The sequence below is a fragment of the uncultured Varibaculum sp. genome (genome assembly GCF_902489465.1).
Lineage (GTDB): Bacteria > Actinomycetota > Actinomycetes > Actinomycetales > Actinomycetaceae > Varibaculum.
Window position 1 is genome coordinate 1 of record NZ_CABTZZ010000032.1, and the last position, 20,747, is coordinate 20,747.

General features: G+C 52.7%; 21 protein-coding genes. 13 read left to right on the top strand and 8 right to left on the bottom strand.

All coding sequences use genetic code 11. The features are described 5' to 3' along the window. Together RDM26_RS06485 and RDM26_RS06490 are read right to left on the bottom strand one after the other, a co-directional pair. The coding region (locus RDM26_RS06485) for a ubiquinone/menaquinone biosynthesis methyltransferase (RefSeq protein ID WP_307738177.1) at window positions 1-643 on the bottom strand (643 nt) is incomplete at its 3' end. Window positions 644-678: 35 nt separating this feature from the next. Then, a complete protein-coding gene (locus tag RDM26_RS06490) occupies window positions 679-1,434 on the bottom strand; it encodes an HAD-IB family hydrolase (RefSeq protein ID WP_307738178.1) in 756 nt (251 codons plus the stop codon). 71 nt (window positions 1,435-1,505) lie between these two features. Between RDM26_RS06490 and RDM26_RS06495 the strand changes: the two genes are divergently transcribed. Next, the gene (locus tag RDM26_RS06495; protein WP_307738179.1) at window positions 1,506-2,225 is read left to right on the top strand and encodes a histidine phosphatase family protein; all 720 of its coding nucleotides are present in this window, start codon (window positions 1,506-1,508) and stop codon (window positions 2,223-2,225) included. A gap of 82 nt (window positions 2,226-2,307) precedes the next feature. Here the strand turns inward: RDM26_RS06495 and RDM26_RS06500 are convergent, their stop codons facing one another. From RDM26_RS06500 to RDM26_RS06515, 4 genes are all read right to left on the bottom strand, one after another. Continuing rightward, window positions 2,308-2,826 carry a PLDc N-terminal domain-containing protein gene (locus RDM26_RS06500; protein WP_307738180.1) on the bottom strand — a complete coding sequence of 173 codons (519 nt, stop codon included), beginning with the start codon at window positions 2,824-2,826 and terminating at the stop codon, window positions 2,308-2,310. Window positions 2,827-2,862: 36 nt separating this feature from the next. Beyond that, window positions 2,863-3,753, bottom strand: coding sequence for a 1,4-dihydroxy-2-naphthoate polyprenyltransferase (locus tag RDM26_RS06505; protein ID WP_307738181.1), 891 nt, complete (start codon window positions 3,751-3,753; stop codon window positions 2,863-2,865). Between the two features lie 85 nt (window positions 3,754-3,838). Further along, the gene (locus RDM26_RS06510; RefSeq protein ID WP_307738182.1) at window positions 3,839-5,572 is read right to left on the bottom strand and encodes a hypothetical protein; all 1,734 of its coding nucleotides are present in this window, start codon (window positions 5,570-5,572) and stop codon (window positions 3,839-3,841) included. A gap of 418 nt (window positions 5,573-5,990) precedes the next feature. Further along, on the bottom strand, window positions 5,991-6,836 hold the full coding sequence (locus tag RDM26_RS06515; RefSeq protein WP_374041823.1) for an NAD-dependent deacetylase: 846 nt from the start codon (window positions 6,834-6,836) through the stop codon (window positions 5,991-5,993). A 217-nt stretch (window positions 6,837-7,053) separates the two neighbouring features. On the opposite strand from RDM26_RS06515, the gene tatA reads away from it, so the two are divergent. The 5 genes from tatA (at window position 7,054) to RDM26_RS06540 (ending at window position 9,917) form a co-directional block, all read left to right on the top strand. Beyond that, entirely contained in the window at window positions 7,054-7,341 is a 288-nt protein-coding gene (tatA, locus tag RDM26_RS06520) for a Sec-independent protein translocase subunit TatA (protein WP_307738183.1), read from the top strand. 12 nt (window positions 7,342-7,353) lie between these two features. Beyond that, a complete protein-coding gene (tatC, locus tag RDM26_RS06525; RefSeq protein WP_307738184.1) occupies window positions 7,354-8,175 on the top strand; it encodes a twin-arginine translocase subunit TatC in 822 nt (273 codons plus the stop codon). Between the two features lie 144 nt (window positions 8,176-8,319). Continuing rightward, window positions 8,320-8,592, top strand: a complete 273-nt coding sequence (locus tag RDM26_RS06530; RefSeq protein WP_307738185.1) for a DUF6457 domain-containing protein — start codon at window positions 8,320-8,322, stop codon at window positions 8,590-8,592. A 41-nt stretch (window positions 8,593-8,633) separates the two neighbouring features. Then, window positions 8,634-9,668 (top strand): GTP 3',8-cyclase MoaA, encoded by a 1,035-nt coding sequence (moaA, locus tag RDM26_RS06535; protein ID WP_307738186.1) that lies wholly within the window; start codon window positions 8,634-8,636, stop codon window positions 9,666-9,668. A gap of 3 nt (window positions 9,669-9,671) precedes the next feature. Beyond that, window positions 9,672-9,917, top strand: a complete 246-nt coding sequence (locus RDM26_RS06540; RefSeq protein ID WP_278608990.1) for a MoaD/ThiS family protein — start codon at window positions 9,672-9,674, stop codon at window positions 9,915-9,917. 181 nt (window positions 9,918-10,098) lie between these two features. Here RDM26_RS06540 and xylB read toward each other — a convergent pair whose 3' ends face one another. Further along, a complete protein-coding gene (gene xylB, locus RDM26_RS06545; RefSeq protein WP_307738187.1) occupies window positions 10,099-11,508 on the bottom strand; it encodes a xylulokinase in 1,410 nt (469 codons plus the stop codon). Between the two features lie 273 nt (window positions 11,509-11,781). On the opposite strand from xylB, the gene xylA reads away from it, so the two are divergent. The 3 genes from xylA to RDM26_RS06560 all read left to right on the top strand — a co-directional run bounded on the left by xylA (window position 11,782) and on the right by RDM26_RS06560 (window position 15,930). Further along, window positions 11,782-13,128: a xylose isomerase gene (gene xylA, locus RDM26_RS06550; protein ID WP_307738188.1), complete on the top strand. Its 1,347-nt coding sequence runs from the start codon at window positions 11,782-11,784 to the stop codon at window positions 13,126-13,128. Between the two features lie 144 nt (window positions 13,129-13,272). Then, on the top strand, window positions 13,273-14,625 hold the full coding sequence (locus RDM26_RS06555) for a sugar porter family MFS transporter (protein ID WP_307738189.1): 1,353 nt from the start codon (window positions 13,273-13,275) through the stop codon (window positions 14,623-14,625). Between the two features lie 123 nt (window positions 14,626-14,748). Continuing rightward, complete coding sequence (locus RDM26_RS06560) at window positions 14,749-15,930, top strand: ROK family protein (RefSeq protein ID WP_307738190.1); 1,182 nt, start codon at window positions 14,749-14,751, stop codon at window positions 15,928-15,930. Between the two features lie 842 nt (window positions 15,931-16,772). Here the strand turns inward: RDM26_RS06560 and RDM26_RS06565 are convergent. Then, window positions 16,773-17,249: a molybdenum cofactor biosynthesis protein MoaE gene (locus RDM26_RS06565; protein ID WP_307738191.1), complete on the bottom strand. Its 477-nt coding sequence runs from the start codon at window positions 17,247-17,249 to the stop codon at window positions 16,773-16,775. Between the two features lie 64 nt (window positions 17,250-17,313). Between RDM26_RS06565 and RDM26_RS06570 the strand changes: the two genes are divergently transcribed. From RDM26_RS06570 to RDM26_RS06585, 4 genes are read left to right on the top strand one after another with little or no spacing between them, the layout of a single operon-like run. Continuing rightward, window positions 17,314-18,051, top strand: a complete 738-nt coding sequence (locus tag RDM26_RS06570; RefSeq protein ID WP_307738192.1) for a ThiF family adenylyltransferase — start codon at window positions 17,314-17,316, stop codon at window positions 18,049-18,051. Between the two features lie 2 nt (window positions 18,052-18,053). Next, window positions 18,054-19,418 carry a gephyrin-like molybdotransferase Glp gene (gene glp, locus RDM26_RS06575; RefSeq protein WP_307738193.1) on the top strand — a complete coding sequence of 455 codons (1,365 nt, stop codon included), beginning with the start codon at window positions 18,054-18,056 and terminating at the stop codon, window positions 19,416-19,418. Between the two features lie 53 nt (window positions 19,419-19,471). After that, on the top strand, window positions 19,472-19,999 hold the full coding sequence (gene moaC, locus RDM26_RS06580) for a cyclic pyranopterin monophosphate synthase MoaC (RefSeq protein WP_307738194.1): 528 nt from the start codon (window positions 19,472-19,474) through the stop codon (window positions 19,997-19,999). Continuing rightward, window positions 19,992-20,612: an NTP transferase domain-containing protein gene (locus RDM26_RS06585; protein ID WP_307738195.1), complete on the top strand. Its 621-nt coding sequence runs from the start codon at window positions 19,992-19,994 to the stop codon at window positions 20,610-20,612. The genes moaC and RDM26_RS06585 overlap by 8 nt, the downstream gene beginning before the upstream one ends. Window positions 20,613-20,747 lie beyond the last annotated feature (135 nt).

Consider the following 20,747-nt stretch of genomic DNA (forward strand, 5'->3'; position numbering starts at 1 on the left):
GATCTTTTTCTTGGATTAGGTGCCCCAACGTCTCTTGGTTTGGCCAATCCAAAATGGATTCTATCAGGTAGAAGACGGCATACGAATCAGAAGAAACCAGGCGTCCGGCAGTGGGCAATACGTTGCGCATATACAGCTCATAGAGCCGGGCAATCAGCGGGGAGGGCGGAGTCGAGAACTCCATAATCGCCAACTTGCCTCCCGGCTTAGTTACTCGCGCCAGTTCCCGCAGTGCCTTCGCCGGATCATGCATATTCCTAAAACCGAAAGAGCAGGTAACAGTGTCAAAAGACTGATCCGCGAAAGGTAGGTCATGGGCATCACCGACAACAAAGTTAAGTTCGCGGTGACGCCTTTTCCCCTCCGCTACCATGCCTGCCGAAAAATCGCAGCAGGTGACTTCGGCGCCTGCCCGGTGAAAGCTCAGGGAAGAGGTGCCGGTACCAGCAGCGATGTCTAGAATTTTTTGCCCTGGTCGCGGCGCTACCACTTGTCGCAGACAGCGCCGCCAAATCCGGTGCTGCCCGAAAGTCATCACATCATTAGTCAAGTCATAACGGGCAGCCACCTGGTCAAACATTCCAGATACTTCTTCAGGCTGCTTATCTAGACCAGCGGCTGCCGGCGGTTGCTTTTCGCTCAAAATGGCTCCTTCTAAGTAGGCATTTGTCAGGTTACTCAGAAACGTTGCCCCAATCCAACCAGGTTAAAACCGCGCCGCCTAGCCTTTGCTTTTTGCAGGGCTTTACTAATCCGGGAGCGACGGCGAAAATCGATCACTGGCCACCCGCGTTGCAAGGCGCGCACCCGCAGCCAAATATCAGGATTGATAGCCGAAGGCTTGCCCACCAGGGTTAATAGCGGCATATCGTTATCGGAATCTGAATAAGCAAAACAGGATGCCAGGTCGTATCCCCGCTCTGCCGCTAGCGCCACTACCTGATCCCGCTTGCCTTGGGCGTGCATAAGTTCCGATTCTAGACGCGCCTCGTAAATCCCGTCTTTCACCGCAACTTTAGTGCCGATGCCTCCGGTAATTCCCAGACGCGCAGCCAACATTTGGGGAAGTTCCGAGGGCGCGGCGGAGATCAACCAAATATCATGCCCGGCTGCCTGATGTCGTTTGATCAGTCCTTGTGCCTGCGGGAAAAGCTTTTTCTCTAATCGGTCGCATACCCGCTGCGAGATCGCCATAATCTCTTGGCAAGTATGTCCGGCCATAACCTGTAAAGCCCGAGTTTTTACCTGCTCGATGCGCTTTTGATCTTCTCCCAACACCAGATAGAGAAAGGCGTGACGCGCAGCAAAGAATAGGTCAGAAATCCCAAAAAATCCGTGTCTAAAAAGCTCACGAGTGAGTATCCAGGAACTAGCTCCCCGAATCACGGTTTCGTCAAGATCGAAGAAGGCTGCTACCTTCGGTTCTCCGCTCACGCCTCTAGCCTAATGGTCTAGGTAGGTTTTGCCCACCCAGTTAGTATAAACGGTTTGCTAGGGTTAAGGATATGCAGAACCTAACCACGATTCACCTAATGCGCCACGGCGAAGTTGATAATCCGGATGGGGTTTTATATGGACGGCTGCCGGGATTTCACCTAACCGATCTTGGTAGACAAATGGCGCAGATGAGCGCGGAATATCTCTTGGAAAAGGGCGCCTATTTAGAGGCCATTGTTTCCTCTCCTCTCGAGCGCGCGATCGAGTCTGCAACGCCGGCCTCGGATCTATTTGATCTGCCTATTCATACTGACAAACGGCTTTTAGAGTCGATGAATATGTTCGAGGGTGAAGTGGTTAACGGCAACCGTGCCGCCCTATTCGATCCGCGCAATTGGCCGCGCTACCGTAACGTTTTCCGTCCTTCCTGGTGCGAGCCTTACGCCGTCCAAGCCAGCCGAGTTACAGAAGCGGTGCGTTCTGCTCTCCATCTGCCAATTACGGATCCTTCCCGCCTGGGTCGCTCCGCCGATGGCGCTACGATTCGCGAAATTTTGGTGGTGTCTCACCAACTTCCCATCTGGTCTTTCCGCCTGTTTGTGGAAGGTCGCCCGCTAGCACATATCCCTACCCGCCGGCAATGCGCTTTGGCGTCGCTAACTTCCCTTACTTTCTTAGGAAACACCCTGATTAGTTTGGATTATTGCGAACCGGCGGCTCCGCTCCTAGCTCAGGCTTCCGATATGGTACCGGGCACTTCCGCCGCCACTTTAAATCAAGGACACTAAACGCCCCTGGCGCGCAAAATACCCGGAATACTAGTCTAAAAAGGTTGCTGCCAGCGCGGTTACGTTGAACGTGCGTAGCGCTTTAATCTTCAGCGGAAGGTTTTTCCGGAGGGTTCGCGTCCGGGTCGGCTTCGTCCTCGTCGCTGTCCTCTACGGAGGAATCTTTCCCGCTGCCAGTGGCGTCCTGCCCACCTACAGAGTTCTGCTGGTTTTTCGCGGCTCGCCGCAGCGCCTCTTCTTCGGCTTCTCGCGCCAGCTTTTCCCGCCGCATCTTCGCCTCTAAAGAAAACAAAAAATCGGGGTTATCATCGGGCGCCTCTGGTATTTCTACTTCCTGCGAGGGGGAACGCTCCCCGCTTCCTCGGAAAATATCCAGCGGATTGCGGGGAATCTCTATCCTGCCGTCAGCACTTTCGGCTTTGCTCGCCCAAGAAATCACGATCCACGCTAACGGACCAAAAAGCGGTAAAACAATGATGATCAACAACCAAAATGCCCGCGGAAGCCGCCCGGGAAGATCAGATTTATCCGTGCGCAAGCAATCCACTAGCGCGTATACCGCTAGCAGAATCTGTACGAGGGCAATAACTACCGCAGCCATGTTCCCAGCCTAACAACTATAAATATTTTGGTCTGTCTAAATACCGTGGAGTGCCCACTGAACCGCTATAGCCAGCCCATACCCCAAGGTGATTTGCCCCACCTGTTTCAGAGTTTTTATCAGCTCTTTCCCGCGGGCGCCTTGCAGCACTTTCATCTGCGGATAACTCACCCAAATCACCAGGGCTAGGCCAAACACTAGTGCTTCCCAACGGACACTGAAGGATACTACCCCCAGCACCAAAGCCACATAAAGATAGGCAACGAACAGGTAGCGGGAGCCTTTATCCCCTAGCTTCACCGCTAGCGTATTTTTTCCGCTCTGGCGATCTCCGGGGATATCCCGCAGATTATTTATTAACAATAGGGCGCAAGAAAGCAGCCCGATACCACTGGCCGCCGTCCAGGTGCGCCACGGCAACATATGGGCATGCACCCAGATAGTTCCCTGCACTGCCAAAAGACCGAAAAATGCGAATACCATCACTTCGGATATCCCTGGCAGATAGCCGTATGGATGTTTTCCTCCGGTATAGAACCACGCCGCCAGGGCAGCCAGCACCCCGAGGCCAATCAAGCCGTAGCTACCTGCCCAGATACAAAGGACAATTCCACAAATCCCTCCGAAGGCATAGCAGCCCATGGCTGCTAGCAACACCGTGCGGGGAGCGGCTAATCCCGCACCCGTCAGGCGCTGGGGGCCCACCCGTTTCCCGCTCGCATCGGTGCCGCGGATTCCATCGGAATAATCATTGGAAAAATTCACACCTACCTGGAACGATAGCGCCACTAACAGGGCTAATACTGATTTTCCTAGAGAGGCGTGCCCCAGGCCAATCGCCCCGCCAATCCCCATAATCACCGGCGCCAGGGAGGCTGGTAAGGTTTTCGGGCGGGCAGCTTCAATCCATTGTGAACCAGTTGCCATTACGGCTTAGATTCCTTTCTATTCGCGGTGCATTATCGGTTTTCTTCGTTTTCACAGTAATGAAACTTCTTTAACTGTCGCCGGATTATCTAATCCAGGCTTCCCCGGCTGCCACTCGCTGGGTAGCCAGTTGCCGGCAGGCGCTGCGATCAACTTTTCCTTGCAGATCAGTAGGAATCTCATTTACGAGGACGAGGGCACGGGGGGCATGTGCCCGATCCAGTTGCCCAGTAACCAGAGACCGCACTAGCATCGCTAAATCGGTGGATGGTTCGGATTCATCCTCGGTAGGAACCGTGGCGCTATGCGGACGGTCTCCCGCTTCGGGACGGTTGCCGCTCCCTGTGATCTCAGTTGCCGCGATTTCCATTTCTTCTAAATCGCCCTCTAGATCAGCGGGCAGAGCTACCGGGGTAGAGGGGGCAGTATCGGCAGCTGGAAAGACAATTTCTCCTTCGGGAGTGGGATTAGCGGTTCCCCGCGCCACCTCGTAGATTCCGGCCGGCAGTTCCCCGGTTTCTGCGGCGGCAACCACATCCACATCGGCTCCCCTAATCTTGGCGGCCATTGCGGCCATCGCCGCTTCCAAGGGAGTTAGTTGCGGCTTCGATTCCTCTTCCTTAGCGGAAGGAAGCCCAGCCAGGTCTCGTACTTTCTCAGCATCAACTTTGATGGTGGATCCGCGGTAAAACCCTGCCGGAACCGCTGGTTTTACCGCTAAATTATGCTGGGGATTTAGCAGCTGCTCAGCGATATCGGGTGCCGGCTTAATGACCGCAGTAACTAGAAAACCCCACCTGGGATCTGGCACCCCCACCACTACTACCTGGTCAACCTGCGGTAGATCCTGGATTACCCGTTCCACCAGGGAGGCTTGGATACGTACCCCCGCAGTGGCGATTACATCGCGCATTTTTCCGTCCACTATTAGACGCGGCCCGTGCATATGACCCGCGTCTTTGCTGCGCAGCCAACGCCTCCGTCCCCGCGTAATCCACTCGACCTGTCCGGGTTTACCCAGATAACCGGTCATCATGCAGATTCCAGAAAGCCAAATTCGATCTCCGATAGTGGCTACGTGCACGCCGGCAACCGGTTTGCCATCCAGCACGCACAGTCCACACGATTCGGGGATCCCGTAGCCGGGAATAATCCCAAGTCCGGCTTCTGACGCGGCGCGCCCCAGACGATCATGACTAGTTAAACCGGTAACTATCAGTGCTGATACTTCGCTCAGTGCGCTGCGCTGTGCAGGAGGGATGTCCAGGAGCTGGGAGAGCTGTTCCTTAGTGATCTGCATATAAATAGGAGCCTGATCTTTGTCGCTGCGATCCTTCGCTCGCTCCACCGCCCTCACAATCTCGAGGGCACCAGCTGGTGTGGTTTTGGCGGCAATGATCGGAGGAATATTTACCGCAATGGCTCGGGCCAGAGTCATAATCCCGTCGATCTCAGTGACCGGAGCGGTAAGAACCCAGCGTCCCGGCCTACCTATCGCGGAATTTACTGCTTCCGCCATATTTTTAATGCCGAGCTGCGAGTAGCAAATAACGGCGCCACCTGCCGGTGCCGGCAAGGCTAAGACCGCGGATTCTGGCACCTTCCGCTTGCGGGTTTCATAGTCTGCCAGCCCCTTCGGACGACCCATACTCTTCGGGAAAGGGAACAGTACCTGAGATTTTTTCAGGCGAGTGCGATTCAGATTAGGAGGGAAATCTTCATCCCCTGTCATTTGTTTAGCTAGCGCAGAAAGCAAAGTGGAGACATCTGCCGAAGAATCAGCTATCGGCAGGTAATGAAAAGGAGAAAAGATTTCCATCGCGACTTCCTGAAAGTTAAGTAATGTCGAATGCTATTCTAGCCTGTCATTAGCTTAGAGTTCTTAAAACTCCGTAACCTTAGCGACGGTTAAAGCTACAGCATGTAGCATTTTATGACTTGTAGCACATTAAAAAGATTAGGCTTCTTCCATCTTTTTGCTATACTTATAGAAGCCGGTCGCTCCGGCTATTTTAGGGGAACGTGTGTCAAGATAACCCCTAAACTACAACCTAGAGTCGGTTCCGCATTAGCGCAGGAGGGAGCGCGCGGAACCGGCTCTAGGCATTTAAACTCCACTTACTTTCCGCCGCTGACTGTCTGCTACCTGCCGATCAGGGTGCACTTGATGCGAGTGCGCCTTGCGGCATTAGCCCACAGATCACTACAGGCGGCTGGTGGATACTACTTACTCTGCGCTAATCCAGTAAGATCTCTGCTACTTGGGATAATACCTGGGAGGCGCCACCAGACACCCGCACGTCCGCAAGAGAATCAGCGGCAGTCGGTCCGCGATTGATCACCGCTACGTTGGCGCCGGTTCCCCAGGCCTCCCGCAACACCCATAGTCCGGTTAAAACTGCCAGGGAAGTTCCCACTGCCAGCACCACGTCGGCTTCTCGCGCCGCCGCGAAAGAACGATCCATGGCCTCTCCCGGTAGCGCTTCCCCGAAAAACACGATTCCCGGTTTAATAATCCCGCCGCAACGCGGACAAGACAGCAGGTTGAACTGGCAGGCGCGTGCCGCCTGCTCATCGGCAGCCGCGAGCACTGCCACGTTTTTGGGGTCGGGATCGTCTTTTACGTCCGGATTAAGTTTGCGTAGCTCCTGGTCAATATGTTCGCGCGAAAACACTGCCCCACAACCTAGGCATTGGACTTCCTCAAAAGTTCCGTGCAACAGCTGCACATTCTTACAGCCCGCTTTCCGATCTAGGCCGTCGACATTCTGGGTGGCGATGCAGTTAATCAGCCCCGCCTCCTCTAGCCGCGCTAAAGCGTAGTGCCCCGGGGTGGGCTGCAGCCGCGCTACCGTTTTCCAAGTTTCTTGATTGCGCCGCCACACCCATTTTTGCCAATAACGCTCGCCTAAAAACTGATCCATATCGACAGTGGGCATCCCGGAAGAACCGGTGCCGCGATAATCCGGAATCCCGGCATCGGTGGACATGCCGGCTCCCGCGACCACAATCGTTTTTTTGCCGGCCATCAAATCCGCTATGGCCTGGGCTCCCGCCTTTTCATCAGTAATGAACTCGCTCACGTTTTGCCTCCCGCCCTCAGGTTACCCCGTTTAGAGGACGATTTCCGAGGAGGCAACCAGCGTCAACCGGTCTCGCGCTTTTTAACCCCGAAAATTTGCTGGTTAACCTGGTAAGTTATGGCGATTGTCAATAGGAGTCGCCTATTTGCCGGCAAACCCCGCTACAATTGGGGAAGGCAATTATCGATGCCGTCTGCAAGAAAGGAAGGGCATCCCTGTGAGACCGACACACATTCTGATTCTAATTCTGGTGTTAATCCTTGTTTTTGGAGCCTCGAAACTACCCGATATTGCCCGAAATATCGGCAAATCTGCAAAGGTTTTGAAGTCCGAACTTTCGGATCTTAGTGAAGACGACAACACCAAGCAGGTAGCGGCAGGAACTCAGAACCCCCAAATTCCAGCTGCTCCTTCTTCTCCGGCACCCACGCAGAACGCACAGACTTCCTCTCCGGAAGTAGTCAGCGGGCAGTCCGACACCGCGGATCCGCCGGAAACCAAATAGTTCTCTAACCCGATGCCGGGACAAAAAAAGAACAACCCGCAAGCCCGTATGCGGGTAAGCGAACACCTAATAGAACTGCGCAAACGCTTACTGCTGGCGCTGGCCGGGATTCTTGTAGCCTCGATTGGTGGCTGGTTCTTAGTTACCCCTACCCTGAACTGGATGCAGGCGCCCCTGTTGGCCGTGAGTGAGCAAGCTCCGCAACTAAACTTCCAAACGATTGGCGCCGCCTTTGATATGCGGATTCAGGTCTCGCTTTGGCTAGGAGTATTGATTTCTGCGCCCTGGTGGATTTTCCAAATTGGTGCTTTTATCGCCCCAGGATTGAAGCGTAAAGAAAAAATCTATATCGCCAGTTTTGGTTTAGTAGGGGTATTACTTTTCAGCGGCGGTGCCCTCTCGGGTATATGGGTGATCCCCAAGGCAGTTGCTATCCTTAACTCTTTTACTCCCAACGGAGCCCTAATGCTGCTAAGGGCAGATTCCTATATCACCTTCTTTATGCGGATGGTGCTGGCCTTTGGCCTGTCCTGCCTGGCGCCCGAAATCTTGGTGGCGTTGAACTTTATGGGGGTACTGAAAGCAAAAACCATGCTAAAAGGCTGGCGGTGGGCAGTGGTAATTGCCGCTGTTTTCTCGGCGGTTGCCAATCCCCTACCCACTGCCTGGCCGATGATTGTACAGATGTCGGCACTAATCGGGCTTTATCTGTTGGCAGTCGGGATCTCCGCTATCAACGACTGGATTAAGGCCGGAGGTAGCCTGAGTTCTCGCTTCGGTAAGATTTTGCGAAAACGGAAGCATTCCGAGGCATCCTCCGCTTCTAAGCAATAATGATTGCTCGAAATCCGCGCCTATTTTCGTGAGCTACGTTTTCAGAAAACAAAGCCGTAGCAAAGATTATCTTCCCTGGTATCGTTAATATTTGATACGGAAGCGCGGCCTTAATCCGGCCGCGGCAAGCGAAAGGGGAACATAATGGCGGGCAACAGCAAAAAAGACGACCCAGAAAAGATAGCGCAGATGCATCGCTGGTTAGACCAGGTGCGTGCAAACCTGCAATTGGAGGACAATCCGCTGGAGGCGGTGGAAGCAGAACTGCTGTCTCTGATTGGAAGCGTAGCCCATGGTCCTTCCCGCCCGGGAGCCCCTTTGACTGCCTTTCTTGCCGGATATCTAGCTGGTCAGGGCGCTGATGCCAAACAGGTTATTGCCCAGCTGCAAGAACTAGCTAACAACTGGCAAGACTAGCTACCTAGCATCAAACAGCAGATATTGGGTCGGGAGGGGTAATGCGCGTCGAATCTGGGGGTGAGGAATCCTCACCCCGGCTAGTTGACCGTTGGGGACGAGTAGCCGCAGACCTGCGCTTATCGGTTACCGACCGTTGTAACTTACGTTGCAGTTACTGCCTTCCCGAGGACGCCGACACCTGGATTCCCCGTCAGGATTTATTAACTCCCGCCGAGCTTGGGCGACTTTGCCAGGTGGCACTGTCTCTAGGAATTCGTAAAGTTCGTTTAACCGGGGGCGAACCCCTTTTACGCCCCGATTTAACCGAGATTATCCACCAGATTCGCCAGGCGTTCACGCAGGCGGGTCTGCCGGCAGATATTGCCCTGACCACCAATGCTATTGGTTTAGCATCTCGGTTAGATTCTCTGGTAAACGCGGGTTTAGGACGCATCAACATTTCTTTAGACACTTTGGATCCCGACCGCTATTTCGCCCTCGCAAAACGTGACCGTTTTCCCGAGGTGGCCGCGATTCTGGAAAAACTACCAGGTAGCGGCTTAGAGCCCATAAAACTTAACTCGGTGATTTTAGATCAGCAGTCCCTAGAGGAGACACCGGATCTAGTTCGCTTTGCGCTGCGGCGCGGATTTCAGTGGCGTGCGATCGAGTTTATGCCGATCGGCCCCTTAGGGGATTCGGCTGTAACTCGTCCGCATGCTCGCGATATTCTCGCGCGCCTGCAGGAGTGTTTTTCGCTCACCCCGATCGAAACTGATCCGGCGGCTCCGGCGCGGCGCTGGAACGTAGCGGCCGGCAGTGATCATCCTGCCGGGATTATCGGGGTTATTGCCTCCGAATCCGCGCCTTTCTGCGCTACCTGTGACCGAACCCGTCTGTCTGCTGATGGCAAGGTTTATTCCTGTCTGTTCTCTTTATCTTTTGTCGATTTACTTACTCCTTTGCGACAAGGTGCCTCTAATGACAAGCTGGCTCAACTTTGGCTAGCTGCCCAGGCAGCTAAGCCTGCCGGTCACCGTGAAATAGCGGGGGCGGGACGCAGAACCTATTCTCTTTCTCAGATCGGAGGCTAAGGCGTGATCACGGTACGTTTTTTCGCTGGCGCTGCTCAGGCAGCTGGTGTTGACAGCGCTAGAGTTCCGGCAGCTGCTAACCAGACCCTGCGGGAAATTGCTCAAGCAGCCAGCAGGAACGATCTGGCATCAATCCTAAAGGTTAGCTCTTTCCTAGTGGACGGCGCCCTCGCCGATGGCGACACCCCCCTCGGAGAATCCGCCGCCGACGGGCAGTTAGATGTTCTCCCTCCCTTTGCGGGAGGTTAGGAGTAGCACCCGAGTATGCGCGGGAAATAAGTTTTATCCGATCAGGTTAGGCGGGCGTAAAACTCGAAAAATAACCAAGTTATTTTTCGATTTTTTGGGCGGGAGGAAAAACTTATTTTCCGCGCAAGGGTCGGAACCCGCAAAAGACACGGCAGCAATGACAGTGCCCGGGCGGATGGACCTAAAGCATTTTTTCCATTAGGGGTAGATACCGTTCCCACGCGGGATTTTCTTCTTTTGGTTGTATTTCAGCGCTGAATTGTGGTTCCCAGTTTTCCCCGGGTATTTCCCCAGCAACGATCGCTGCCTGTCGAGCTGCTCCTTTGGCAACATATTCTCCGGCTTCGGGCAGGCGTAGCGAAATCTGCAAAATGTCGGCAAGTATCTGCGCTAAACTTTTTGATTTTGCCGCTCCCCCTATCAGCATCGCTTTGTTCACCGTGACCCCGCCAGCCCGCACAGATTCAAGCGCTGCGCGCATGTGGCAAGCTATACCTTCGAATGCCAGCCTGGCGAAATTCTCTCTAGTCATCGCTTGGGGAGTCATCCCGATAATGCTGGCTGTTGCCTCGGGAAGATTCGGGGTGCGTTCCCCCGCAAAATAGGGCAATAAAGTCATTCCCCCGCATCCGGTTTCACCCTTAACAGCGAGCTCATCAAGTTCGGCGTAACTAATCCCTAAAACCTGACAAAAGTAGTCTTGTATTTGCGAACCGTTAATAGTACACGCGAGTGGTAACCACTTTCCGGTGGCATCCATAAAACAGGTAACTCCGCTTTTCGAATCACGAAGAGGATGGTTAGAAACTGCCGCCACCACGCCGGATGTTCCTAAGGAAAGCGAGGCCTCTCCCTCCTGAAGGTTTAACCCCAAAGCCGCACCGGCGTTATCCCCACACCCCGGTCCCAAAATACACCTACCAAACTCTGCACTGGCGGTACCTACTTTTTCGTAGGGTTCCGCAATACGCGGCAGAATTATTTTTCGCGCTTCTGCTTCGGATATTCGCAGCGCATGAGCCAAAATGTCATAGCGATAGGATCCGTCCTCACAATCCACATATCCCGTTCCCGAGGCATCTGAAGGATCAGTAACGAGTTCACGCAAATCATTAGATCCCCGAATTTTCCAGGTCAACCAATCGTGAGGCAGACAAATTGCTGCAATCCGGTTTAAGTTTTCTTTTTCATGATCAGCCATCCACCGCAACTTTGTAACTGTAAGCGAAGCGACTGGCACGGAACCAACTGCCTGAGCCCAGAAATCGGCACCTTTTTCTTCAATTAAAGCCTTTGCGCTTTCTGCTGATTTTGTGTCATTCCAAAGTTGCGCCGGTCTAATTACTTTTCCGGCTTCATCAAGTAACACCATGCCATGCTGTTGTCCTCCAACCGCGAGTGCAGTGACATCATTGAGGCCACCAGCCTGGGTGACGGCTGCACGAAACGCCTCCAGCCAAGAGCTGGGGGCTACTTCAGTTCCTTTAGGGTGGGGCATTTTGCCTTGTCGAACAATTTTTCCAGTTTCTACTTCGATTACCAGAACTTTACAAGATTGAGTTGAGGAATCTATCCCGGCTACTAAAGTCATTTTTCTCCTACATAGCATGGAGCGTACATATTCGCCCTTCGCTGGGCTAGACAACTCCGTCGACATTTACTTTGTTTTATTCCCAAACATAGGCTATTGAGCCATTAGTGATTAGTCAAGGCTCTTTTCGCAGGATATATGCGTGACATAACTCACTTTGATAATTATTTTATCTCTGTGCTAGTCTTTGTTTTGTTACGCAACAAATAGTCGATCTCTGGTTCGGGTGTAAAAAACACTCTTACCGATGGGCTCGTACGAGGAGGTACATATATGTCAGAGCTATGGAAAACGGGTGCTATCCCCTTTGTTGGAAACGAGAACCCCCAACAAGGGCTAGGATTCCACTTCTATCAACCGGACAGAGTTGTCGCAGGGAAGAAAATGTCGGAGTGGCTGCGCTTCGGAGTGGCCTATTGGCACAGCTTCCAGCAGCGATTGGTGGATCCCTTTGGCGACGGAACCGCGCAACGCCCGTATGATTCCCTAACCGACCCTATGGAGTTGGCTCTAGCCAAAGTTGATTACTCATTCGAGTTTTATCAAAAACTAGGCATTGAATTCTTCTGTTTCCATGACCGCGACATTGCTCCCGAGGGTGACACCTTACGGGAAACAAATCAAAACCTAGATAAAATCGTTGACCGGATTGAAAAGCGTCAACAGGAAACTGGAATAAAACTCCTTTGGAACACCTGTAATCTATTCACCAATCCGCGATTCCAGGCAGGAGCAGCTACTTCTCCATTCGCAGAGGTGTTTGCTTACTCGGGTGCTCAGCTTAAACATAGTTTGGAAATTGCAAAACGTTTGGGGGCAGAAAACTATGTGTTCTGGGGAGGACGCGAAGGTTATGAAAACCTGTGGAACACAGATCTAAAGCGCGAACAAGACCATATGGCCAGCTTCTTCCATGCCGCTGTGGATTACGCGAAAGAGATAGGTCTTGACGCTCAATTCCTGATTGAACCGAAACCTAAAGAGCCTACCACTCACCAGTACGATTTCGATGCTGCTACCAGCATTGCCTTCCTCAAGACCTACGGTTTGGACGACAGCTTCAAACTTAACTTAGAGGGCAACCACGCGAACCTGGCTGGGCATACCTATCAGCACGAAGTCCGAGTTGCGCGTTCCGCGGGTATGCTCGGATCGTTAGATGCCAACCAAGGTGACAAACTCTTAGGTTGGGATTTGGATGAATTCCCCTCAGACCTGTACGAAACTACTGCGGTGATGTGGGAAATTCTTTCCGAAGGAAGTATTGGTCCGCGCGGCGGTCTCAACTTCGATGCGAAACCACGGCGTAGCTCTTACACCGAAGAAGATCTATTCGCAGCACATATCGTGGGGATGGATTCTTATGCGGCTGGTCTACTGGTCGCCGCTAAGCTAAAAGAAGATGGCTTCATCGACGATATTCTGCAAAAACGTTACGCGTCCTTTGACCAGGGAATAGGCAAGAAGATTGAGGACGGCCAGTTTACCTTGGCCGACTTGGAGGATTACTCCCTAGACAAGACGCAATCTGAGCTAATGACTGCCAATGAATCTGGAGAACTAGAAACTATCAAGGCTACTTTGAACAACTACTTGGTAAAAGCTCTGGCTGACGCCTAGTTATTAACTGACATCTAGTAACGCCGGTTGGGTTCAGACAAACTGTCTGAACCCAACCCCACTCTCAATAACCGAGTTCCCAAAAGAAACTTACTAAAATAGCTCTACAAGCTGCGAAGATGCGGCAAATAATCGGTGATAATAATGCGAAAAAATAAAATTTCTATGACTTTCGTGTACCTGTTCGGTTCCCTAGGAGGACTACTCTTCGGATACGATACCGGCGTTATTTCGGGTGCAATTCTATTTATTCAAGACCAGCTCCAGCTTGATGCCTGGGGTCAAGGTTGGGTAGTTAGCTCGGTTCTGCTGGGAGCAGTAGCGGGTGCCGCCGTAATCGGTCCCCTATCTGACCGCTATGGGAGACGCCGCCTCATCCTCCTGGCTTCCATAATTTTCTTCGTTGGTGCCATTGGATCCGGCATCGCATCAGGGGTTGCGGTGCTGATTATTTCCCGCCTCATCCTCGGTTTGGGAGTCGGAACCGCCTCCGCTCTAATTCCCACCTACCTATCGGAAATGTCGCCAGTTTCCAAGCGCGGTTTCATAACCGGTTTGTTCCAACTGATGGTGATGACCGGGATTCTGCTGGCGTACGTCACTAACTACTCTTTCGCTGGTTTCTACACCGGGTGGCGTTGGATGCTCGGTATCGCAGCGCTTCCCTCGGCCATTTTGTTCATTGGGGCATTGATCCTACCTGAAAGTCCTCGCTACTTAGTTAAAGTAGGTCGCCCGGAAGTTGCAAGGCACTATTTGAGCGCTATGTATAAGGGCGATAAAAGCGAAGTAGAGACAAAAATTAAGGAAATTCAACACCAGGTTGATATGGAAGAAGGTACCTGGGTCAAATTGTTTGGAAAAACTGCCCGTCCAGCTCTCATAGCAGCCATTGGCTTGGCGATTTTCCAACAGATAATGGGCTGTAATACCGTACTTTATTACGCCCCCACTATCTTCACTGATGTCGGGTTTGGGGTTTCGGCGGCGTTACTTGCACATATCGGAATCGGCGTTTTCAACGTGATTGTGACCGTAATAGGTATTTGGTTAATGGACAAGATTGACCGCAAGAAAATGCTTATTTGGGGCGCTGTCGGTATGGCGGTTTCTTTATTAGTGATGAGCATTGGTATGCACTTTTCCAGCCATAATCAAATCGCAGCCTATATTTGCGCGATCGCGTTAACGATTTACATCGCGTTTTTCTCGGCAACTTGGGGACCGGTCATGTGGGTAATGATTGGGGAAATGTTCCCCCTGAATATCCGCGGCATCGGAAACTCTTTCGGAGCGGTAATCAACTGGAGTGCCAACTACGTGGTATCGCTAACTTTCCCCTTCCTTCTAAATCGTTTCGGTACCGGCAGCTTGTTCCTCGGTTACGCAGCAGCTTGCGTACTGGGAATTTGGTTTGTCCACAGTAAGGTTTTCGAAACCCGTAACCGCTCCCTTGAGGAAATTGAGGACGGCTTGCGGAAGGGCACCCTGAAATAGGACGCTACTAAACAGAATAAAAATTTACCAATCGCCACCGAACTGGCAGAATAAATATTGTTACAAAGCAAAGTATTGCCAGTTCGGTGGCACTTTTCTATGCTCTATTCCAAGGAGTGATAAATGAGACCTGGGAAAAATGCGCAAACTATCAGGAAAGAGAATCTACTTCTTATCCTGGAAAATATTTTGTGCGCAGACGGAATAGTTTCGCGGGCACAGCTCGCACAAAAGACGGGATTAACTCGGGCTACCGTTTCTCGCCTGGTAGACGAACTAATAGACTTGGATATTCTTGATGAACTCGATCCAGTTCGTAGCACAATAGGCCGACCGTCTGCTCCTCTGGTTGCCAAAAGTGGCACTTTTTGCGTCGTAGGTATTGAAGTTGCCCTGCAATACATTTCGGTAGTGGTTACGGATTTATCTGGTGCTGAACTCTACAAAGTTTTACAACCTATAAACGCACGATTATCTGATCCAAAAGTAATTTTGCGCTCTTGCGCAGAGATGCTAGACGGGTGGAAAACTCCCGTGGGAGTTCGTATTGTTTCAGTAGTAATAGCCATCCCCGGTCTAGTTTCAAATGCCAAGCATCGAATTGTGACAGCACCTAACTTAGGCTGGAGTGACATCAAAATTACAGATTTTTTTGTTTCCCATAAACACCCCAAAACCCCGATAACCGTGGTAAACGAGGCAGATGCCTCCGCATATTCAATGCTGTATAAAAATCCTGGCCAAATAGGCGGTACTTCCGATTTTCTTTACTTATCGGCTGGGGTAGGCGTCGGTGCTGCATTGATATATGAAGGTCGTTTATTCAGTGGACAGCACGGGTGGGCAGGAGAAATTGGGCATATGTGCGTAGATACCGGTGGCCCGAAGTGTAGTTGCGGTTCCAATGGCTGCTTAGAACAATATGCCGGATTAGACGCTATGCTCACTCGCGCAAATCTCCCCGTCGGTGAGTCTGTAGCTCCTCTAATTGACCATATGGAAAAAGGAAACTTGCAGGCTCGTGAGACTGTTGATTTATGTGCAAAATCCCTGGGAACCACGATCGCGAACGTACTAAATCTCTTGGATCTAGACACGGTAGTCATGGGGGGGCATTTCGCCCAGCTATTTAACTATATGGAAGTGATCCTAATGTCCGAGCTGAAATACCGGTTACTGTCCTCCAGATGGTCCAGCATAACTGTAAAACCGGGACAGCATGGAACTTTCACCGCTGCACATGGTGCTTGCCTGCTGGGATTCGAGCGGTTTCTTCACAAACCGGGGCTCTGGGCTAAGCCATAACAACAGCCACGGTGTCAGCGCGCTGCTATGCGCAGGGACAAGTTTTTCTTTCGCCCATATTTACGGGTCTGGCTCGGTAAAAGCACTCCGGGGTCAGCGCGGGGGGAGAAGTTTTTCCTCCCGCCCAAAAAATCTAAAAATGACTTGGTCATTTTTAGATTTTTACGCCCGCCTAGCCTGATCGGATAAAACTTCTCCCCCGCGCTAAGGGTTACGACTATCGATTACCCGCACGACGGATGACATTTCGGACTTTTCCCGCGCAAAAGTTGCGGCTGTCGATTGGCGTTTTGTACTTCTCCTTGCGACTAGGAAAAGACAAAGTAACCATCACAGCGCCCGGCGGATCGCTGCCGAGGGATAAATAAAGAACAAAACCTAAAACATCGGATACTCGCTAACCCACCGATTTGCAACCAATTCTTTTTATTCTCTCTACACTGGTCAACCTGTCCCCACGCGAGGGTAACGGGAAGGAAAGGAACAAAGCTCAGTAGCGGGGGAGGAGATTTTCCCGAGTGGGTGCGGTGGGCATAAGAATTTGGACACTGTAGCACCTGGGCGGATTTATGCCTCAGGACAAACAGAAAATCACATTCCAAAGATTCGGATACACACCAACTCACCGATTTTCAAGCAATTCTTTTATTTTCACGAACTGGTCAACCTGTCCCCACACAAGAGCAGCGGGCACAAAAATCGATCGGTAGCGGGAGTAGATTTTATCCGAGTAGGTGCGGTGGGCATAAGAATTCGAAAAACGTTGCTACGTTTTTCGAATTCTTGGGCAGGAGGAAAAATCTACTCCCGCACACCCAGAAAGATTTTAACCTGCGGGGACTCTAGGGACAGTTTGCCCAGTGGTTACTTCCATCGGAGAAGTATTGATCCTTCCAGATCGGCACCTGCGCCTTGATCTGGTCAACGATTTCGGCGGTCACTTTGAAGGCAGCGCCGCGATGCGGGGCATCAACTACCACTAGTAGGGCGGTTTCTCCGATCTCTAGCCGCCCGATCCGGTGGCGTACAAAAACCGCATCTAAACCTTCAGCGTTATCCCCCGCTGCCTCCGGGGAAAGCGCGTCCTCGCCCTCGGAAAGGACAAGTTTAATCGCGTCCCGGACGGCTTTAAGCAGAAATTTCTCCGCCTCCGGATGGGCAGAATAAATCAGGTGGGTTACTCCTTGACCACCGTCATGATTACGGACGCAACCATTAAAGACCACGCGCGCGCCACTAGTGGCCGGAATATCCGCTATCGCCGGGGACGAACTGGGATCTGCCAGGGATTCTTGTGTCATTTTTACATCGAATAGCATCTTTCACCCTTCTGAAGCGCTCTACCGGTATTGTATAAGGCAGTAGCTAGGGGAAAGGACGCGCATGGTTTTTGAACGAGATCGCCTCACCGCCACCGTGGACGGGATTGGCGAGCGCGGGATTGATTCTTTGCAGGCGGCACGGATTTTGGTGGTAGGCGCGGGTGGTTTAGGCTCGCCTGTCCTGGCCTATTTGAGTGCCGCGGGGGTTGGCACCTTGGGTATTTCTGATCCCGATCGGGTCGAACAATCGAATCTGCAACGCCAAGTAATCCACCCGGCCTCTAGCTTGGGGCAGGTTAAATCGGTGTCAGCCGCGGCTACTGTCCATGCTTTGAATCCAAATGTGCGGGTGCAATTGGAACCGAAGATCACTGATGATAATGCCCGCAGCATTATCAGCGCCTATGACTTGGTGATTGATGCGACTGATAATTTTTCCGCGAAATATCTACTTTCGGATACTTGCGCCGAGGTGGGGCGCCCGCACCTGTGGGGAACTTTAGTGGCGATGAATTTTCAGATTTCCGTATTCGCCGAGGGGCTTACTTTACGGGATCTATATCCGGCGCCTCCGCCCGCGGGAACTACCCCCACTTCGCGGGTAAATGGCGTGTTGGGAGCGGTTTGTGGGCAGGCCGGATCGATTCTGGCAACGGAAGCTATCAAAATGATTGTGGGAGTAGGCGAACCGCTTATCGGAAAACTATTAATCGTCGATGCGGGCAGCGGAAAATGGAATGTAGTGCATTTTGGGAACGGATCCCCAAGGCAAGCAACGGTATCCGGAAAGGATAAGTAATTATGAAAGCGGTAGATGAATATCTGAACCAGGTGTTAACCCAGGTAAATTCGCTTCCACCTACAGTGATGCCGGTGGCGGAGGCTTTGGGCACCACTTTGGCGGAAGATGTTTTTGCCCGTTTCCCGGTACCACCTTTTACTAATTCCGCTATGGATGGGTTCGCGGTGCGGTCTGGCGATCTACCGGACGTCCTCGAAAATACGTCGATCCCGGCGGCTACCCAAACAGAAAAAACCGCAGAGCTGGTGCCTGCCACTACGCCCAGCCAAACCGAATTACCCAGCGCCCCGGGGGATGATGGCGCCAAAAAAACTTTGCCTCTAACTTTGCCCGTGGAAGCCGATATTGCCGCTGGTGATAACGGGGATTATCAACTCAGTCCCGGTCATGCTATCCGGATTATGACTGGCGCACGGATGCCGGCTGGCGCCGATACCGTGATTAAAGTAGAGGACACTACCCTGCCGCCTGGCCCACTTGACCTACCTAAAGAGGTCACGATTGAGCGTTGTCCGCGTGCAGGCGCCAATGTGCGCAAGGCAGGCGAGGACGCCGCCGTGGGTGACCTGGTACTAGCGGCGGGAACAGTCCTTACTCCCGCGGCACTTTCTTCGGCGGTTTCGATTGGCTATTCAGAGTTACCGGTGTATCGCCGCCCGCGAGTAGCAGTAATCTCTACCGGGTTGGAGCTGCGTCCAGCAGGCGCGACCCTGAAGGGTGCGCAAATCCCGGACTCGAATTCGGTGCTGCTAGAGGCGTTGTTGCGCCGCCAAGACGTAGTGGTGTCGGGGGTTTACAGTTCCGATGATGAACCGGAAGTGTTTGCGAAAACCTTGCAGCAGGCTGCCCAGGGTGCGGATTTGATTGTCACTACTGGCGGAGTGAGTGCGGGTGCCTATGACGTGGTTAAACAAGTTGGCTTATCCGGAGGTTTAGCGTTTACCAAAGTGGCGATGCAGCCGGGTAAACCACAGGGGTTTGGCACTATCGCCGCCCCCGATGGCTCCGATGTCTATGTGGCAACTTTGCCGGGCAACCCGGTCAGTGTGTTTGTGTCTTTCCACGTATTTGTACGTCCGGTTTTGGCCGCTTTGGCTGGCAAACAGGGGCGTGCGGCGCTGCAGACTCGCGCCGCCACTACTACGGTGGCTTGGAAGTCCCCTGCGGGTAAACGCCAGTTCGTGCCGGTACATTTGACCGAGGCAGAGCGGGTAGGCGATACTCCCACGGTTACTCCTACTCACCGTTTAGGGGCGCGTTCACACTTTGTGGCTTCCCTGCATCAAGCGAATGCGCTGGCAATCATACCGGAGGACGTAACCGAAGTGGAGCAATGGAGTCTGGTAGATGTGTTGCCCTGTTAGAGACACATTTATAGCACCATAGAGCGGTTCGCACCAGAAAAGAAGGAACAGTTATGGAAGACAAAGAGGCACAGCATTTACCCCATTTAAACGCAGACGGGCAGGCACATATGGTGGATATTACTGGCAAACAGCCCACGGTGCGCCAGGCGCGGGCACGCGCTTTTGTACAGTGCTCACCCAAGATTATGGCGGCTTTGCGAGCCGGAGAAGTCCCGAAAGGGGATGCTTTAGCGGTGGCACGTATTGGTGGAATCGCGGCCTCCAAACGTACCCCCCTGCTGCTACCCTTAGCTCACCCGATTGGGGTGCATTATTGCGCGGTGGATCTCCGCCTGGCGGAGGAAGGGGTAGAGATCCTCGCTACCTGCCGCACTGCTGACCGCACCGGAATCGAAATGGAGGCACTCACCGCTGCCTCCGTGGCCGCTTTAAACCTGATTGACATGGTGAAAGGGGTAGACAAAATGGTCTCTATCCGTGAGTGTTACGTCCTGGAAAAGCGAGGAGGTCGCTCGGGAACTTGGGTGCGTCCGGGATGCAAACAAGAAGCGGCAGCTAAGGAAGTTGCTCATGGCTAGTTCACCGCAGCATCTCAACGGGATGATTGTTCTGGCGGGCGGGACGGGCAAGCGTCTGGGCGGGTGCAGTAAACCTGATCTCCTGATTGCCGGGGATCGCCTTATCAGCTGGACACTGTCTTTCTTACCGAAGGTTCCCACTGTGGTGGTGGCTCCCGAGGAAGTCGAGGTTCCCGAAAAGGTTTTCCTCACCATGGAGGAGCCTCCCGGTTCGGGACCGGCAGCCGGGATAGTTGCGGGCTGGCACCGTTTAGCTGCCTCGTTCGTGTTTTCGCCCTCCGATATTATCGGGGTTTGCCCGGTGGATGCTCCCCTTTCCGGTTTTGCTTTGCGGCAGCTGGCAAGACATTTACAGGAAACTAATGAGGACGCAGCCGAAAAAGAAAAAATACTCTTAGGGCAAGTCGGAGAGGTTACCCAATATGTTCTGGGGGTCTTTACCGTGCGAGCGCTGATGGAGATGGCGCGGGCGAAGCCCTTAAATCGTTCGGTGCGCGGAGTGCTAGGTGAAATCGGGTTTGCCACCCGCGAGATTTCCCCGGATTATGCCCACGATGTGGATACGCCGGCAGATATCGCCCCGGTAACCGAGTTGCTGCGTATCTCCCGCTAGCTAGGTGAGGGCACCGGGGCAGGTCGGGCGAGGGGGGAGAATTCTCCTCCTCCCCAAGAAATTGGAAAAAGTAAAGGGGTTTTTCCAATTCTTTTGTCCCCCCCGCATGCGCGGAACAATCTACTCTCCCGCCAC

Excerpts from the sequence above, each read along its gene's own strand:
- tatC (WP_307738184.1), top strand. The coding sequence starts at position 7,354 with ATGCCGGGACAAAAAAAGAACAACCCGCAAGCCCGTATGCGGGTAAGC.
- RDM26_RS06585 (WP_307738195.1), top strand. The coding sequence starts at position 19,992 with ATGGCTAGTTCACCGCAGCATCTCAACGGGATGATTGTTCTGGCGGGC.
- xylB (WP_307738187.1), bottom strand. The coding sequence starts at position 11,508 with ATGACTTTAGTAGCCGGGATAGATTCCTCAACTCAATCTTGTAAAGTT.
- RDM26_RS06530 (WP_307738185.1), top strand. The coding sequence starts at position 8,320 with ATGGCGGGCAACAGCAAAAAAGACGACCCAGAAAAGATAGCGCAGATG.
- RDM26_RS06565 (WP_307738191.1), bottom strand. The coding sequence starts at position 17,249 with ATGCTATTCGATGTAAAAATGACACAAGAATCCCTGGCAGATCCCAGT.
- RDM26_RS06495 (WP_307738179.1), top strand. The coding sequence starts at position 1,506 with ATGCAGAACCTAACCACGATTCACCTAATGCGCCACGGCGAAGTTGAT.
- moaA (WP_307738186.1), top strand. The coding sequence starts at position 8,634 with ATGCGCGTCGAATCTGGGGGTGAGGAATCCTCACCCCGGCTAGTTGAC.
- RDM26_RS06505 (WP_307738181.1), bottom strand. The coding sequence starts at position 3,753 with ATGGCAACTGGTTCACAATGGATTGAAGCTGCCCGCCCGAAAACCTTA.
- RDM26_RS06560 (WP_307738190.1), top strand. The coding sequence starts at position 14,749 with ATGAGACCTGGGAAAAATGCGCAAACTATCAGGAAAGAGAATCTACTT.
- RDM26_RS06500 (WP_307738180.1), bottom strand. The coding sequence starts at position 2,826 with ATGGCTGCGGTAGTTATTGCCCTCGTACAGATTCTGCTAGCGGTATAC.
- RDM26_RS06555 (WP_307738189.1), top strand. The coding sequence starts at position 13,273 with ATGCGAAAAAATAAAATTTCTATGACTTTCGTGTACCTGTTCGGTTCC.
- RDM26_RS06570 (WP_307738192.1), top strand. The coding sequence starts at position 17,314 with ATGGTTTTTGAACGAGATCGCCTCACCGCCACCGTGGACGGGATTGGC.
- xylA (WP_307738188.1), top strand. The coding sequence starts at position 11,782 with ATGTCAGAGCTATGGAAAACGGGTGCTATCCCCTTTGTTGGAAACGAG.
- RDM26_RS06510 (WP_307738182.1), bottom strand. The coding sequence starts at position 5,572 with ATGGAAATCTTTTCTCCTTTTCATTACCTGCCGATAGCTGATTCTTCG.
- moaC (WP_307738194.1), top strand. The coding sequence starts at position 19,472 with ATGGAAGACAAAGAGGCACAGCATTTACCCCATTTAAACGCAGACGGG.
- glp (WP_307738193.1), top strand. The coding sequence starts at position 18,054 with ATGAAAGCGGTAGATGAATATCTGAACCAGGTGTTAACCCAGGTAAAT.